This window comes from Bacillus sp. 11B20, assembly GCF_056098985.1.
Window position 1 is genome coordinate 772,857 of the sequence record NZ_JBLZWZ010000007.1, and the last position, 17,496, is coordinate 790,352.

Annotated in this window: 14 protein-coding genes; all 14 read left to right on the forward strand. The window is 41.2% G+C overall.

From position 1 onward, the window contains the following. The first annotated feature begins 14 nt into the window (after positions 1-14). The 14 genes from ACN6NB_RS08160 (at position 15) to ACN6NB_RS08225 (ending at position 17,381) form a co-directional block, all read left to right on the forward strand. Positions 15-491, forward strand: coding sequence for a MarR family winged helix-turn-helix transcriptional regulator (locus ACN6NB_RS08160; RefSeq protein ID WP_039178702.1), 477 nt, complete (start codon positions 15-17; stop codon positions 489-491). Next, a complete protein-coding gene (locus ACN6NB_RS08165; protein WP_059376241.1) occupies positions 469-3,588 on the forward strand; it encodes an MMPL family transporter in 3,120 nt (1,039 codons plus the stop codon). Before ACN6NB_RS08160 ends, ACN6NB_RS08165 begins: the two co-directional genes overlap by 23 nt. Before the next feature lie 31 nt (positions 3,589-3,619). Then, complete coding sequence (gene ymfI / locus ACN6NB_RS08170) at positions 3,620-4,348, forward strand: elongation factor P 5-aminopentanone reductase (protein WP_144491238.1); 729 nt, start codon at positions 3,620-3,622, stop codon at positions 4,346-4,348. Positions 4,349-4,421: 73 nt separating this feature from the next. Beyond that, positions 4,422-4,679 carry a DUF3243 domain-containing protein gene (locus ACN6NB_RS08175; protein WP_024424114.1) on the forward strand — a complete coding sequence of 86 codons (258 nt, stop codon included), beginning with the start codon at positions 4,422-4,424 and terminating at the stop codon, positions 4,677-4,679. A 131-nt stretch (positions 4,680-4,810) separates the two neighbouring features. Next, on the forward strand, positions 4,811-5,602 hold the full coding sequence (locus tag ACN6NB_RS08180; protein ID WP_003211480.1) for a DUF3388 domain-containing protein: 792 nt from the start codon (positions 4,811-4,813) through the stop codon (positions 5,600-5,602). A 23-nt stretch (positions 5,603-5,625) separates the two neighbouring features. Continuing rightward, a complete protein-coding gene (locus tag ACN6NB_RS08185; protein ID WP_059376236.1) occupies positions 5,626-6,525 on the forward strand; it encodes a helix-turn-helix domain-containing protein in 900 nt (299 codons plus the stop codon). Positions 6,526-6,600: 75 nt separating this feature from the next. Beyond that, the gene (gene pgsA, locus ACN6NB_RS08190; protein WP_047202208.1) at positions 6,601-7,182 is read left to right on the forward strand and encodes a CDP-diacylglycerol--glycerol-3-phosphate 3-phosphatidyltransferase; all 582 of its coding nucleotides are present in this window, start codon (positions 6,601-6,603) and stop codon (positions 7,180-7,182) included. A gap of 16 nt (positions 7,183-7,198) precedes the next feature. Then, positions 7,199-8,449 (forward strand): competence/damage-inducible protein A, encoded by a 1,251-nt coding sequence (locus ACN6NB_RS08195; protein ID WP_144491239.1) that lies wholly within the window; start codon positions 7,199-7,201, stop codon positions 8,447-8,449. A gap of 179 nt (positions 8,450-8,628) precedes the next feature. Then, the gene (recA, locus tag ACN6NB_RS08200) at positions 8,629-9,672 is read left to right on the forward strand and encodes a recombinase RecA (RefSeq protein ID WP_039178719.1); all 1,044 of its coding nucleotides are present in this window, start codon (positions 8,629-8,631) and stop codon (positions 9,670-9,672) included. Positions 9,673-9,814: 142 nt separating this feature from the next. Further along, the gene (locus ACN6NB_RS08205) at positions 9,815-10,990 is read left to right on the forward strand and encodes a serine hydrolase domain-containing protein (RefSeq protein WP_064498482.1); all 1,176 of its coding nucleotides are present in this window, start codon (positions 9,815-9,817) and stop codon (positions 10,988-10,990) included. 233 nt (positions 10,991-11,223) lie between these two features. After that, entirely contained in the window at positions 11,224-12,786 is a 1,563-nt protein-coding gene (gene rny, locus ACN6NB_RS08210; protein ID WP_003211958.1) for a ribonuclease Y, read from the forward strand. 90 nt (positions 12,787-12,876) lie between these two features. Further along, positions 12,877-13,671, forward strand: coding sequence for a TIGR00282 family metallophosphoesterase (locus ACN6NB_RS08215; protein WP_024424109.1), 795 nt, complete (start codon positions 12,877-12,879; stop codon positions 13,669-13,671). Positions 13,672-13,873: 202 nt separating this feature from the next. Further along, the gene (gene spoVS, locus ACN6NB_RS08220) at positions 13,874-14,134 is read left to right on the forward strand and encodes a stage V sporulation protein SpoVS (RefSeq protein ID WP_003211281.1); all 261 of its coding nucleotides are present in this window, start codon (positions 13,874-13,876) and stop codon (positions 14,132-14,134) included. 202 nt (positions 14,135-14,336) lie between these two features. Beyond that, positions 14,337-17,381, forward strand: coding sequence for an efflux RND transporter permease subunit (locus ACN6NB_RS08225; protein WP_144491240.1), 3,045 nt, complete (start codon positions 14,337-14,339; stop codon positions 17,379-17,381). The last annotated feature ends 115 nt before the right edge of the window (positions 17,382-17,496 follow it).

Genomic DNA, 17,496 nt, shown 5'->3' on the forward strand with positions numbered 1-17,496 from the left:
AAAAGGAGCAGCGTATGGAACAAAATAAAATTGCCCAGCTCATCCAGAGGTATACAGATGTCTATCTCATGATGGAGAAAAAAGTATCGAGTATGATCACAGAAAAGCTTGATAAAGAGCTGACGCTTGATCAATATTACTCCCTTCGATACATCAATTTACATCCGGGGTGTACATCAACGGACCTGGCTTATGTATGTAATGTAAACAAAAGTGCTGTAACATCTATGACCAATCGTCTTTTTACGAGAAACTATATTTTTCGTGAACATGATCAAGCTGACAGAAGAAATGTTCACCTGTATGTCACGCCAGAGGGCAAAGATGTAGTCAGCCGAATGGAAAAGCAGCTTCAAGACCTAGTTCGATCTTATTTTGAAAAGCTTGAAGAAAAAGAAATGGAATCATTTATTCAAACATATGAAAAGATCTATCAAGTGATCATCGAAGAGGAGGCACAAAGTACTAATGAGAGCAATCATAAAGGGTAGATGGCTGATCACGATCCTGTGGGTCGTATTAGCGGCAGTGTTACTCATCACCGCTCCTAATATGGCGCAATTAACAAAAGAAAAGGGGCAAATTTCTGTACCAGACGGCTATCCGTCCTCATATGCCAATCAGTTATTAAAGAAAATGTCTGAAAACGGGGATACAGAAAAATCAATCGTCATTGTCTTTCAAGAAAAGAACATTGTGAAAGAAAGAGAAACCTCTTTAAAAAAGGCAATGGACATTTTAGAAAAGGATCAAGATCTCCACATAGAGGACATCACTTCTTACTTTGAAGCCAATAAAGATATTAAAAAACAAATGCTCTCCAAAGATCAAACGACACTTCTTGTTCCAGTTACATATGACTCAAACAAAATCAAAGCATCCGATTTTAAAGAAAGAGTCAATGAAAAGCTGAAAAGCTTAAACCTGAAATTTGAAATGACAGGGCAGCCGTTAATTGATGATGATGTTATCACAAGTTCGCAGGAAGGCTTGAAGAAAACAGAATTCATTACGATTGGGTTTATTCTCGTCGTTCTTGTTCTTGTTTTTAGATCAGCTGTGGCGCCTTTCGTTCCGTTAGTCGCAGTGGCACTGTCTTACTTGGTGAGTCAATCGATCGTGGCTTATTTAGTAAAATATGTAGACTTTCCGCTCTCGACCTTTACTCAAATCTTTATGGTCGCGATCATGTTTGGAATTGGAACGGACTACTGCATACTGCTTCTCAGCCGCTTTAAGGAAGAGATCGCACATGGTAAAGATAAAATTGAGGCGATTCTCATTACGTATAAAACAGCAGGAAAGACCGTCTTATTCAGCGGAATTGCGGTTCTGATTGGTTTTACATGTATTGGTCTGGCACAATTTCAGCTTTATAAATCAGCTGTTGCAGTAGCAGTCGGGGTTGCTGTGCTCATTGTGGCCCTTCTCACGATTGTACCGTTCTTTATGGCGGTTTTAGGAAAGGTGTTATTTTGGCCGATTAAAGGCGATATTGCTCACCCGCAGTCAAAAATGTGGGAAACAGCAGGCCGCTTTTCATTTAAGAAACCGCTTTTCAGCTTAATAATCGTAGGAATCATTACACTTCCGCCCATTCTGATGTATAAAGGAACCCTTTCTTATAACAGCTTAGATGAAATTGGTAACAAATACGAATCGGTCAACGCATTCAATACCATTTCTGACAAGTTTGGACCGGGTGAAGCACTTCCGGCAACAGTGGTCGTGAAATCAGCTGATGTTTTAGACAACAATGAAGGGCTGATTGCCATCGAAAAACTCAGCCGTGCAATTGAACAAACAGATGGTGTCAGCAAAGTCAGAAGTGCTACCCGTCCTGTCGGTAAAGGGCTGAGTGATCTGTACGTGAAATCACAAGCCAAGGAACTGAACACAGGGCTTGATAAAAGCAATGAAGGATTGAAAAAAATTCAGGATGCCCTCACAACAATGAGTCAATCCATTGAGGATCAAACGCCGCAAATCAAATCATCAGGAAAAGGGATTAATCAATTGATTTCCGGTACTGAATCTGTGCAAACAGGGATTCAAAATGTTGAAAAATCCTTAAGAAAATTGCAAAACGGCATCGACCAAAATAAAAAAGGTGTAGAAGCCATTAAAAATGAAATCAAAGGTGCGAAAAAGGAATTAACGGCTCAAGTCGCACAAGTGAATCAGCAAGTTTCGCTGTATAAAAGCATTTCTAAAGAACTAAAGGCGGCGTTAGCGCAAGTGGATACATCATCCTCTGCCGCAGCAGATGTAAAAGCGTTAATCAAACAAGCAAATACACAATTTAGTACACTTGAAAAGCAAATCCCGCAGGTAAAAGAAAATCAATCGTATCAAGCGATCAAAGCTTCGTACAATGAACTTTCTGCGACCTTGCAAGAAGGGGCGAAACAGGCAGACAGCTATGCCAAACAAGCGAAAGAAGCTAGAAAGCAGCTTGAAGCAGCTGATGCCTTTATCGCAAAAGCCTCAGAGCAGCAAAAAGTCTTGACGAGTCAAATCGATGAACTCATTGCTGGCTTAGATGCAGTTGAAACTGGACTGGATCAAACGTCTAAAGGCCAAGGACAATTAGCTGATAATATGCCAAAGCTTGCAAATGGAGCGGGCGACATCATTAATGGTCAAAAGCAAATGAAAGAAAAGATTGGCGGCTTTGGGGATGATCTGACAAAGCTGACAGATGGCCTGAACAAAAGTGTTAATGGACTGGAGAAAATTTCGAGCGGCTTAATGGGTGCAGGTGACTACTTAGATGAACTGAAAAATGCACCAGATCAAGACATGGCCGGCTGGTTTATTCCAAAAGACGTCTTAAAAAATAAAGCGTTCAAGCAAGTATTTGATTCATACATGTCAGATGATCGCAAGATGACAAAAATTGATGTCATTTTAGAAAAAAATCCATATGGAAATGAAGCTCTGTCGACAATAAAACAAGTGGAAGCTTCTGTTGAAAGGGCACTTCCTGAAACAAACCTAAAAGATGCGTCATTTGGCGTTTCAGGTGTATCAAGTATGAACGCTGATCTGAAACAGCTGTCAGATCAAGATTTCAATAAGACGGTGCTTTACATGATGATCGGTATTTTCCTTATTTTGGTGATCTTGTTCCGTTCGCTTGTTATGCCGCTGTACTTGGTAGGTTCACTCATATTGACTTACTTTACAGCAATCGGTATAACAGAATTTATCTTCACCCATTTCTTCGGATATCCAGGCATTAACTGGGCTGTACCATTCTTTGGATTTGTCATATTAATGGCGCTCGGAGTCGATTATTCGATTTTCTTAATGGAGCGATTCAATGAATACAAAACAAAAGACATCCAGTTTGCCATGACCGAATCAATGAAAAATATGGGATCTGTCATTATGTCTGCTGCTGTTATTCTGGCAGGAACATTTGCCGCAATGCTTCCATCAGGTGTGCTGTCTCTCTTGCAGATTGCAACACTTGTCCTCACAGGACTTTTATTGTACGCACTCGTTGTGCTACCATTGTTCGTACCTGTAATGGTGAAATTGTTCGGATCAGCCAACTGGTTCCCATTTAAACGAAAAGAATAGGTATCCCATATAGAAAGAAGGAATCAATGTGATGAGTCGTTGGGCGCTGATAACAGGTGCCAGTGGCGGGATTGGGCAGGCAGCAGCCAAAAAGCTTGCCCAAGAAGGCTGCAACCTAATGCTTCATTATCATAAAAATGAACAGGCAGCTGTGCGCCTCGCCGCTCATTTGGATGAGGCATATCACATTCAGACGCATGTCGTTCAAGCAGATTTAGCTATAACGGGCGGAGCAGATGAGCTTGTCAGCCGCCTGCCGCTCTGTCCAGATATACTTGTTTTAAATAGCGGCAGGAGCCATGTCGGATTGGTGACAGACACAGAAAAAGATGTATTAGCCAGTATGGTGCAGCTTCATGTCACAAGTCCATATGAGCTTACCCAATCCCTTTTACCTGCCATGATCCAAAAGAAAGCAGGCCATATCATTGCGGTCAGCTCGATATGGGGAGAAACGGGAGCATCGTGTGAAGTGCTGTACAGCATGGTCAAAGGTGCGCAAAATGCTTTTATAAAAGGATTAGCAAAAGAGCTTGCCCCAAGTGGAATTAGAGCAAATGCTGTCTCACCAGGTGCTGTCAAAACAGACATGATGAGTAGTTTTACGCAGGAAGACATCGCAATGCTGGAAGAAGAAATCCCGCTTGGCCGGCTTGCATCGCCTGAGGAAGTTGCAGATGTCATTTGGTTTCTCGCCTCAAAACAGTCAAGTTATATCACAGGTCAAATTTTATCTGTTAATGGCGGCTGGTACTGTTAAAAAACGTGTATAATTCGTCTCTCCATGACAAAAGCTATGGCTGTAATTCATCTTTTCGAATGGAGGAATCGACATGTCTGTACTTGAGAACTGGGACCATTGGAAAAACTTTTTAGGTGATCGCTTAAATCATGCGCAGGATAAAGGTTTAGAAGATGAGACCATCAATAACCTTGCATATGAAATTGGCGGATATCTAGCTAACGAAGTTGAGGCAAAGAACGAGCAGGAAAGAGTACTTGCTGACCTTTGGAGCGTTGCATCAGAAGATGAGCAGCGTGCCATTGCAAATATGATGGTCAAGCTAGTTGAAAATAATAGCTCGCACTAAACAAAAAGAGAGGTCGTTTGTGCCTCTCTTTTTATTTTAACCGTTTCACAACATTGTGCTTTCTAAAAATGTGAAAATGCTTTATGATAAAGGAAGGTAAAAATTTGCCACAATGAAGGGGGTAATATCATTTGGCAAAGCTCGAATGGTATTTTGAATATGAGATACAGGTAAACCGTCCCGGACTTTTAGGAGACATTTCTTCTCTAATGGGGATGCTTTCAATTAATATTGTGACAATCAATGGTGTTGATGTATCAAGACGCGGAATGCTTTTACGCTGTGACCACACAGATCAAATTAAGCGGCTTGAATCAATTTTAAATACAATGGAAACGATAAAAGTAACGAAATTAAGACAGCCAAAGCTTCGTGACCGCTTAGCTGTTCGTCATGGAAGATACATACAGCGTGATGCGGATGACAAAAAGACGTTCCGTTTTGAAAGAGACGAGCTCGGTCTTCTTGTTGATTTTATGGCTGAACTCTTTAAAAAAGAAGGACATAAATTGATTGGGATTCGCGGTATGCCGCGTGTCGGAAAAACAGAATCAATTGTGGCTTCAAGTGTTTGTGCAAGCAAGAGATGGCTGTTTGTATCGTCTACTCTTTTGAAACAGACGATCCGAAGTCAGCTGATCGCAGATGAATACAGCCCAGATAACGTCTTTATTATTGATGGAATTGTGTCGACAAGAAGAGGTTCTGAGAAGCATTTGCAGCTTTTAAGGGAAATTATGAGACTGCCGGCAACAAAGGTGGTCGAGCATCCAGACATCTTTATTCAAAATTCAGAATATACAATGGATGATTTCGACTATATCATTGAATTGCGTAATAGCGCAGACGAAGAGATTACATATGAACACGCTGAAGAACCACAAGTGTTTGATCATTCTGGTTTTTCTGGCTTCGATTTTTAATATGGTAATGGTAGGTGTTTGTTTTGACTGAATTGGGAAAACGGCTCGTTGAGGCCAGAGAGGAAAAAGGGATGTCGCTGGAGGATCTTCAGACGGTTACCAAGATCCAAAAGCGCTATTTGCTAGCAATCGAACAAGGAAACTATGATATTATTCCAGGTAAATTTTACGTCAGAGCGTTTATTAAACAATATGCCGAAGCCGTTGGACTGAATCCTGAACAATTGTTCGAAGAGTTTCGTAAAGATGTTCCAAGCACGTACAATGATGAAGTATCTGATAAATTATCGAATATTAAGCCGCAAAGAGAGCTGCCAAAGCCTGCCTCGAAAGTGCTCGAGCTATTGCCGACAATTTTAATTATTGGAGGCATCATTGTAGTCATCGCCATCATTTATGTGATCGTGCAGGCGGTGAATCATGATAGCGGACAGAAGAATAATCAGGCGGCCCCTCAGCAATCAGAATCTAAATATGAAGTATCTGAGGATTCATCTCTTGCAAAAGATCAAAAGAAAAAAGAAAAAGCTACGTCAGATGATAAAGAAAAATCATCTAAAAAAGATGATTCATCAAAAGACGATGAAACGGTCTCTTTAAAGGCGACGAATACAGAAGGCTCAACGACAACGTATGAAGTATCAGGTGCTGACGAAATGGAGTTAACCATTTCTGCCTCGCAAGCTTCATGGCTGCGCGTAAGAGACGAATCTGGAAAAGTGCTGAAGATGGGTGAACTAAAAGATGGCGAATCGTTTAAAACAGACCTTTCTGATCTTTCTCAGGTCGATATCCGTCTAGGCAATGCGTCTGGAATTGATATCAAGGTAAATGACGAGACACTTAAGTACGAATTAGACCCTAAGAATACCATGACACAAAACATTGTGATTGTGAATAAAGGAAAGGAAAAGTCATCTTAAGCAAGTAGATGACTTTTCTTTTGTTCCTACTATTATATATACATAAAAAATTGCATTATTGGAGGATTGAATTTCATGTTTAACTTACCGAATAAAATAACCCTTTCTAGGATCGCCTTGATCCCTGTTTTTATGATCATTATGCTTGCACCGTTTGATTGGGGTGTCGCACGCTTTGGCGACGTCAGCATCGAAGTAACGCACCTTGTTGGAGCGATTCTGTTTATTGTCGCTTCAACAACTGACTGGATTGATGGCTACTACGCACGTAAACTTAATTTAGTGACGAACTTTGGTAAATTTTTAGATCCGCTTGCAGATAAATTGCTTGTTTCAGCTGCTTTAATTATACTTGTTCAATACAACCTCACACCGGCATGGATGGCGATAGTGATCATCAGCCGTGAATTTGCTGTAACAGGTCTAAGACTTGTATTAGCTGGAGGCGGTGAAGTAGTGGCGGCGAATATGCTTGGAAAAGTGAAGACATGGGCGCAAATCATTGCGATTTCAGCACTTTTACTGCATAACCTGCCGTTTGAACTTGTATCATTCCCGTTTGGTGATCTAGCGATGTGGGTAGCGGTGTTCTTCACTGTTGTCTCAGGCTGGGATTACTTTGCAAAAAACTGGGAAGCTTTAAAGAATTCTAACTAAAAAGGACGTGTACGCTTTGAAGTCAGAGAGAAAAGCAGAAATTATTGCAGTCGGTTCTGAACTCTTGCTAGGGCAAATTACGAATACGAATGCACAATTCATCAGCAAACAACTAGCTGAAATTGGTGTGAATGTTTATTACCACACAGCAGTTGGTGACAATCCAGAGCGTTTAAAACAGGCCATTCAGGTGGCGCAGGAAAGATCTAATTTTATTATCTTCTCAGGTGGTCTTGGACCAACCAAAGATGACTTAACAAAAGAAACAATTGCGAGTACGCTCGGTAAAGAGCTTGTACTAAATGAAGAAGCATTTGAATCGATTCAAGACTACTTTCGAAAGACCGGCCGCGATATGTCACCGAACAATCGTAAGCAGGCACTCGTTCTAGAAGGATCAGATGTGCTCGTGAACCGTTTCGGGATGGCTCCAGGTATGTTTGTTCAAGAAGACGATACGTTTTATATGCTTCTTCCTGGACCGCCAAGTGAATTGCACCCGATGTTTGAAAACGAGGCAAAGCCGCTGATTTCTGAGAAGCTTGGCTTAAAGGAAAAAATTGTGTCTGTTGTTCTGCGCTTCTTCGGAATCGGTGAATCGCAGCTTGAAACAGACCTAGAAGATTTAATTGATGCTCAAACCAACCCGACGATTGCACCACTCGCATCTGACGGTGAAGTGACGCTAAGGCTGACTGCTAAGCATGAGGATGAAAAAGAAACAGGGCGTCTGTTAAAAGAAACAGAATCGCAAATTTTAGCACGGGTAGGAGAGTACTTCTACGGATATGGGGATACATCGCTTGTCCGCGAAGCGTCCAAAGCCTTGCACGAGCACGGGAAAACAGTAGCAGCAGCAGAAAGTCTGACGGGTGGAATGTTCTCCGAATGGCTGACAGATCTCGAAGGAGCATCATCCATTTTGAACGGAAGTGTGGTTTGTTATACAAACCAAGTAAAGCAGCAGGTACTTGGCTGCCGGGAAGAAACACTGTCTTCTTATGGGGCTGTCAGCAAAGAGTGCGCTTTAGAGCTTGCTGAAGGGGTTAGAAAGCTGACCGGAAGTGATATTGGCATTAGCTTTACGGGTGTAGCAGGACCTGATACCCAAGAGGGTCAGCCTGTTGGAAAAGTGTTCATTGGACTATCGACGAAAGACCAGACGGACGTGTTTGAATGGATGTTTACAGGCAGCCGGTCGGGCATTCGAAAGCGCGCTGTGAAATATGGTCTACATCACTTACTCAATTTATTAAAAGAGAGTTAATTTTGTTTTTTGTTAGGTTTACTCCTTTATAAAAGAGCGTTTTTTTCTAATAGAAAACACTCTTTTCTTAAAAAATCTGCCGAGAAAAAAATCGAATATGTGTTCGTTTTTTTCTTGGCAAATGACGTAAAACAAGGTATAGTATAGATAGTGGAATTGATAAAGGAGGAAACAATAGAATGAGTGATCGTCAAGCAGCCTTAGATATGGCTCTTAAACAAATAGAAAAACAGTTTGGTAAAGGCTCTATTATGAAACTAGGAGAGCAAACAGATACACGTATTTCAACAGTACCGAGTGGTTCGTTAGCACTTGATACTGCGCTTGGAATAGGCGGATATCCCCGAGGCCGTATTATCGAAGTATATGGTCCAGAGAGTTCTGGTAAAACGACAGTAGCCCTTCATGCCATTGCTGAAGTTCAGCAGCAGGGAGGACAAGCTGCATTTATTGATGCAGAGCATGCACTCGATCCAGTTTACGCTCAAAAACTAGGTGTCAACATTGATGAACTGTTACTTTCTCAGCCGGATACAGGAGAGCAAGCACTTGAAATTGCAGAAGCTCTTGTCCGCAGCGGGGCAGTTGATATTGTTGTGATTGACTCTGTAGCTGCTCTTGTACCAAAAGCAGAGATTGAAGGAGACATGGGTGATTCACACGTTGGTCTTCAAGCGCGTTTGATGTCTCAAGCACTTCGTAAGCTATCAGGTGCTATCAACAAATCAAAAACAATTGCCATCTTTATTAACCAAATTCGTGAAAAAGTTGGGGTTATGTTTGGTAACCCTGAAACAACGCCTGGTGGACGTGCGCTGAAGTTCTATTCGTCTGTTCGTTTAGAAGTGCGCCGTGCTGAACAGCTGAAACAAGGCAATGACATTATGGGGAATAAAACGAGAATTAAAGTGGTGAAAAACAAAGTAGCACCGCCATTCCGTATTGCGGAAGTAGACATTATGTACGGTGAAGGGATCTCAAAAGAGGGAGAAATCATCGACCTTGGAAGCGAACTAGATATCGTACAAAAGAGCGGCGCTTGGTATTCTTACCAAGAGGAACGTCTTGGACAAGGTCGTGAAAATGCGAAACAGTTCCTAAAAGAAAATAAAGATATCATGCTGATGATCCAGGAGCAAATTCGAGAACATTACGGCTTGGATACTAACGGAGTAACGCAGCAGGAATCTGAAGAAGCGCTAGAACAATTAGAATTAGAATAAAAATTAAATTAGTATGAAATGATAAAAAAGGCTGGGTGAAAAACTCAGCCTTTTTTATTTTGCAAAAAACTTTCGACAACTTTTTCAGTACTTCATCCGTCTAAAGTGTACAAAATGGCATTTATTTTGGGAGGAAAAACTAATGACAAGCCCGACCCGCAGAAGAAATGCAAAACGTAGCCGGAAACAACCAAGTCAGAAGGGAAAAATTGTGTTTGTTTTTTTAGTAGCGATGATTTGCTTAACGATGTGGAATGTGCTTCATCGAAATAGTGAAGAGAAATACCCGTTTCAAAAAACGGCAGTAGCTTTAGAAAACAGCCAGAAAAAAGAAGTCAAAAGGAAAACCGCCAAAATATCAAAGGAACAAATCAAAACAGTGGACCGCAATCACAAAATCAGCAGTTATTTAAATAAGATCGGTTTCAGCGGAACAGCCATGATTGTTAGAAATGGAGAAATCATAACAAATAAAGGTTTTGGTTATGCAGACCGTAAACGAAAAATTCGAAATAATCCATCAACATCTTTTTATGTCGGTTCGTCACAAAAAGCGCTGATTGCAACCGCCATTTTACAGCTTGAGGAAAAGGGAAAACTTCAGACAAGTGATCCGGTAAGCACGTATTTACCTCATTTCCCTAACGGACATACAATTACTTTGAAAAATCTGCTGACACATACATCGGGAATAAACGGACATATTGAAGGAAACGGTGCAATTACTCCGGACGAATTAATAAAAGACATAGAACGTCAGGGAATTAATCGTCAGCCGGGCGTATGGGGCTACAAGGATTCCAACTATTCTGTTCTTGCTTATATTGTTGCTGAAGTAAGCGGTGAGTCCTATGAACAATATATAAAGAATCATATTTTTAAACCGGCGGGAATGACGCATGCAGGCTTTTACAAAACATATGAAAAAGAACCTTATCCTGCTGTCGGGTATAAGCTGAAAGGCAGCAAAGCGGTTACACCGTATATGCCCGATCTATCTCAGCTGTATGGTGCTGGAGATATTTATATGAGTGCTATAGATATGTACAAATTTGACCAAGCCCTGATTGACGGCAAACTGTATTCGCAGAAGAGCTATAAAAAGATGTTTACGCCAGGAAGCAGCTCCACATACGGAATGGGATTTTATGTTGCTCCCGGTAGCTATTCAAGCCATGGTGTCATGCCGGGCTTCAACATTTTGAACAGCTTTAGCAAATCTGGTCAAACCATTGTTGTTTTGTTCTCAAACATTCAAAATAACATTAAACTGGGACAAGTGAACAATAAAGTATATCAGCTGCTGAATCAAGAATAATTCTGATCTGCTTTTGCAAACGCTAAGATGGCACGCTTGACAAGTATTTCCGACACAATTACAATGGGAATGTATCACTTGTTTTTCTTAACATGATTGATAACTAATTTAAACTTGACAAGGGCAGTGAGGATCTCATTCCCTGTGAAGGCCCTGTATGTTGAGACACAAAACAATGTACATGCCGACACTTTATTTGTAAAACCAAGTTCATAGCAAGAGGAGGTGAAAATATGTCGCCTACGATGTTTACGATCATCTCCATTTTGCTGAGCCTAATCTGTTTAGTTGTTGGCTACTTTGTTCGTAAAACCATTGCAGAAGCAAAAATATCCGGCGCAAGAAACATGGCCGAACAAATTGTTGAGGATGCAAAGCGTGATGCGGAAGCATTGAAGAAAGAAGCGCTCTTGGAAGCGAAAGATGAAATTCATTCGTTTCGTGTAGAGGCGGAGCAAGAAGTTCGTGAAAGACGAAATGAGCTTCAAAGACAAGAAAACCGTTTACTTCAAAAAGAGGAAAATCTTGATCGCAAAGACGAATCTTTAGATAAACGGGAGTCCCTGTTGGAGAAGAGAGATCATTCTCTGAATGAACGACAACAACATATTGAAGAGATGGAAAGCAAAGTGGATGATATGATTCGTTTGCAGAAAGCCGAGTTGGAACGCATTTCAAGTCTAACTCGAGATGAAGCGAAACAAATCATTCTGGATCAAGTTGAAAATGAGCTTTCCCACGACATTGCAGTCATGACGAAAGAATCTGAAAACCGAGCGAAAGAAGAGGCTGACAAAAAGGCGAAAAACATTCTTTCACTTGCGTTACAGCGTTGCGCAGCTGATCATGTAGCTGAAACAACGGTATCTGTAGTCAATCTTCCAAATGATGAGATGAAAGGTCGTATTATCGGACGTGAAGGACGAAATATCCGTACGTTAGAAACGTTAACTGGTATTGACTTGATCATAGATGATACACCTGAAGCTGTTATCCTATCGGGCTTTGATCCGATTAGACGTGAAACAGCGAGGATAGCTCTGGACAAGCTAGTCCAGGATGGCCGCATTCATCCTGCACGAATTGAAGAAATGGTGGAAAAATCACGCCGTGAAGTCGATGATTATATCCGCGAGATGGGTGAGCAAACGACATTCGAAGTCGGAGTTCACGGTCTGCATCCGGATCTTATCAAAATTCTCGGCCGCTTGAAATTCCGTACAAGTTATGGACAAAATGTCCTGAAGCATTCAATTGAGGTTGCACATCTTGCAGGTCTCATGGCTTCAGAGCTTGGAGAAGATGCAAAGCTTGCAAAACGAGCAGGTCTTCTGCATGACATTGGAAAAGCCATTGATCATGAAGTAGAAGGAAGCCACGTAGAAATTGGCGTTGAGCTTGCGACGAAATATAAAGAGCATCCTGTTGTCATCAACAGTATTGCCTCTCACCACGGTGACCAAGAACCGACATCTATTATCGCTGTTCTTGTTGCGGCAGCTGATGCATTATCTGCAGCACGCCCTGGTGCAAGAAGTGAGACGCTTGAAAATTACATTCGGAGACTTGAGAAATTAGAAGATATCTCTGAATCTTATGAAGGTGTTGAAAAATCGTTTGCGATACAGGCTGGACGTGAAGTACGTATAATGGTGAAGCCAGATTCAATTAATGATCTTGAAGCTCACCGTCTAGCAAGGGATATTCGTAAGCGAATTGAGGACGAGCTCGATTACCCTGGTCACATTAAAGTGACAGTCATTCGAGAAACTCGCGCAGTAGAGTATGCAAAATAGAGCGGTGCGCTTAGCGCCGCTTTATTTTTTTGTGTAAATATGCAACACTGATAAGAAGATCAATTTATAAGAGAAAGGGTTCAAAAGCGCATGAAAATATTATTTGTTGGAGATATCGTCGGTTCACCTGGCAGAGACACACTGAAAGAATACTTGCCAAAGCTGAAGAAAAAATATCAGCCGCACTTTACCATTGTCAACGGAGAAAATGCTGCTCACGGGAAAGGCCTGACTGAAAAAATCTATCATGAGCTCCTGCAAGCAGGAGCTGATGTGCTCACAATGGGCAACCATACATGGGATAAAAGAGACATTTTCGATTTCATCGATGATGCAGCCAATATGGTCCGTCCTGCTAACTTCCCAGAAGGCACACCTGGAAAAGGTCTCACGTTTATTAAAAAACAAGGAAAAGAATTGGCTGTCATTAACCTGCAAGGACGTACGTTTTTACCGCCAATTGACTGCCCATTTCAAAAAGTAGATGAATTAATTGCGGAAGCATCCAAACGGACACCGTTTATTTTTATTGATTTTCATGGTGAAGCCACAAGTGAAAAGCAAGCAATGGGCTGGTATACAGACGGCCGTGCATCATGTGTCGTTGGAACGCATACACATGTTCAAACAGCAGATAACCGCGTATTGCCAAAAGGAACTGCGTATATTTCAGATGTTGGGATGACAGGGCCTTATGATGGCATTTTGGGTGTTGACCGAGAAACGATTATTAAACGATTCAAAACAAGTCTCCCAGTCCGGTTTGAAATTGCAGAAGGCCGCACAACATTAAGTGCAGTAATCGTAGAAATTGACGAACAGTCGAAAAAAGCTGTCAAAATTGATCGAATTTTGATAAATGATGACCATATTTTCTTTGAATAAATGTTCACATATTTATTTCAGAAAAATATTAATCAGAAAGAAGGAATATGCGCCCTCTATCGTGAATATAGTAAAAATGGTAGGTAGCCTGCTATTTTTGAAAAACATTTTGGGGATGGATTTTCAAAAAAATAGCATCATCTAACAAAGATTGTTCTAATGAACACTCACTTATCCATTGTAAATTTAAGGGGGAGCAGAAATGGAAATTTTAAAAGTTTCAGCAAAGTCAAATCCGAATTCAGTAGCAGGAGCATTAGCGGGCGTTTTACGTGAACGCGGTGCAGCAGAAATACAAGCAATCGGCGCTGGAGCACTGAATCAGGCGGTTAAGGCTGTCGCCATTGCAAGGGGATTTGTTGCGCCAAGCGGAGTGGATTTGATATGCATTCCAGCCTTTACTGACATTCTGATCGATGGAGAAGAAAGAACAGCCATCAAATTGATTGTTGAGCCACGATAATTCTAATTTTATTATTTTCAACCTGCTTACATCATGTAAGCAGGTTGTTTTTGTTTACCGCTATACATTTCTTATATAACATATTCAGTTCGTGAAATAGATAAAAATGACATATTAGAGCTTGCATTTTTTCACCATGATGATAAATTAAGATTAAGTTGAATTTACTACATCAAAAATAAATATTTAAGTAGGTGAAATAATGTTTGAAGCTTTTTTGAAAAGAGGAAAGCTTGTTTTTATTTTATTTTTTATCGTTCTCATTGCTGGCGGCTATTTATTCGCGCAGCTTCCTAAACGAGAACTGCCAGAATTCGAGGCGAATCTCGTCACGATTTCTACCGTTTTCCCTGGTGCAGATGCAAAACAGGTGGAAAGAGACGTCACCAATAAGCTGGAATCAGCTTTATCTGATATCAATGGTGTAGAGAAAACGAGCTCGGTTTCTGCCATTGGTTTCTCAAATATTGTGCTTGAAATTGAGGATCAAGCCGACTTTCAAAAGGTGGCAAGTCAAATTAAGAATGAAACGACAAGTGCTGCGTCATCTTTTCCTGACGGAGTGATGGAGCCGGATATAAAGGATGAGTTCGGCAGCGTACCCGTTGGTTCTTATATGATTGTGTCGAGTCAATCATCGGACTTAGCAAAGAGTCAGAAATCGCTGCGTGCATTGAAGGAAAAAGTAGAGGACATCAAAGGGGTAGACAATGTCGTTATCAAAGGCTTCAATGACAAACAAGCGATATTAAACTTAGATTCAAACAAGCTGGAGGGGGAAGGGTTCAATGTAACTGATGTCACAAATGCCATCAATCAGGAATTTGACACATCTCCACTAGGCGATATTCGGGCAGGTAAAGAGAAGGTCAAGCTGTCCATCGATACATATGACCGCTTAGATCAAGTCAAAAAAATTGAGCTTTTCTCAAAAACAAAACGAGAGCCGGTCACAATTAGTCAGCTTGGCAGCTTAAAAGAAGTAGAAAAAGAGAAAAGTGATATTGTGTCCTATAACGGAAAGCCCGCCTATTCATTTACAGTGAATATTAAACCAGGGCTTGATATTCCTAAAATGTATGACAAAGTCAATGATGTCATTGAGAAAGAAAAGCAGCTGCCAAATGGGGTGGAGTGGGTAGACTACTATTCACAAAAAAGTGAAGTGGATGCCATTTTCAATGATTTAATAAAAGAAGCCATTGTTGCAGTCATCGCGGTCATTATCGTTACTACACTTGGACTCACGATTGGCGGGGCGTTTATCGTTTCACTCGCCATTCCGCTATCCATTACAATTGGAACCATTCCGCTGCCATTTTTACAAGTGGATCTCAATCAAATTTCGATCATCGGCTTTATCATTGCCTTAGGGATACTTGTCGATGATGCGATTGTCGTCAATGATAATATTTTAAGACAAATGAAAAAATACGAAAGTCCGCTTAAAGGAACAATTGCTGGCGTAAAAGAAGTCGCAGGGTCCATTTTGACATCAACACTTGCTGTTGTGTTTGCCTTCCTGCCGCTTCTTTTCTTATCAGGTGCAAACGGTTCATTTATTCGGGCACTACCGTCTGTTCTAGTAACGACTGTGCTTGCGTCCATGGTGATTTCGCTGACACTTGTGCCGGTCTATCAATATACTGTGAACAGGAAAAGAAAGAACAAGAAGAGTCAAAAAGAGCCGGGCTTCCTAGGAAAACCATTAAAAAAGCTGGCGGATTTCTATGCAGACCGTGTGCTGAAAAACATTGTGAAGCGGCCGCTCGTTATTGGACTAAGTGGCTTGCTTGTTGCAACGCTTGCTTTTTTACTTATTTTCGTCACACCATTTGAATTTTTCCCTGCGGCGAATAAGAAAGAAGTGGTCGTCACGGTCACGCTTCCAAGTGAAACAACATTAGACAAAACAAATGAAACACTAAAGAAAATAGAACAAGAAATTAAGCAGCAAAAAGGCATTGAAGAAACGGCGATTTTTGCAGGCGGCGGGGTGCCGAATCTGTTTAATGAAAGTATTTCAAATGCAAGTGACCACACCGGTCAGATTGTTGTAAGAGTAGACAATGATCAGATGACAAGTAAGGCATTGATAGATCGTATGACCGAGCCTTTGCGAGAGAAATTCAAAGAGGCTGATCTCTTTATGAAAACCATTGTTCAAGGACCGCCAACTGGAGCGCCAGTGACAGTAACAGTTGCGGGTGACTCTTTCACAAAGCTCATTGATGTCAAAGAAACGCTGACAAATGAAATGAAAGACAAAGGAGCAAGCTTGATTACAGATGATGTCAATAAGCCGGCGAAAACGATTTCCTTTGAATTAAACCGTGAGCGAATGGCAGAGGATGGGCTCAGTGCTCAATTTGTCAGCAGACAGCTTGGGCTTGTGACAGAAGGGATTCCATTAGGTACCTTTAAACAAGGAACAAATGACATCGATTTAGTGGTAAAACAGGATACAGGTACACATCAAAATGGTTTAAAGCTAAAAGAATTGAAAGTACCTGTGAAGACCAACGAGGGTGGTATGCCTCAACTTGAGCCGCTTAGCCGATATGTAACAGAAAAAGAAACAGAGCAGTATGAAAGCATTCCACATGAAAATGGAGTTCCAACCATTACGCTAAAGGCGTATCCCGGCGCATCAGATTCGTTTAAAGACGATATGAAAGAAGTCGTTAATCAAGTGGGGAAAAGCGCGGCAGCGAAGGATTTGACCATTTCACAAGGTGGAGAAAATGAAAATCAGACCCAGTTCTTTATTGAAATTAGTCTCTTATTTGCGGTTGTCCTGCTGCTCATTTACGTGACCATCGCATTCCAGTTCAATTCATTAATGCTTCCACTGTTAGTTCTAGGAACGGTTTACTTAGCCGTATCAGGAGCCATTATCGGACTGTTTGTCACACAAACGCCATTCAGCTTTATGGCAACAATGGGAATTGTCTCATTGGCTGGTATTGTCGTTCGAAATGCGGTCGTCTTATTCGAATTTATTGAACAGCGGCGCAAGCAAGGATTTGATCAACAGACAGCCGTCATTGAAGCGGGAAGAGCAAGGATTAGACCGATACTTTTAACAGCATTTACGGCATTAGTTGCATTAATGCCTGTTGCATTAAGTCATGATCCACTCTTTAAGCCGCTGGCCATCTGCATTGTATCGGGTGTCTTTTTCTCAACGATTCTGACATTATTTATTGTGCCAGCCCTATATGTTGCCGTTTCAAAGAAACGCTGACGATGAAAGCAAATCTCCTCTCAACCGGAGATTTGCTTTTTTTTTAGAAAAATATCTAAAAAAATATGTGGAGTGTTCATTTGTCTTTATCTAGTAGACAGTGGTGTTTACGACT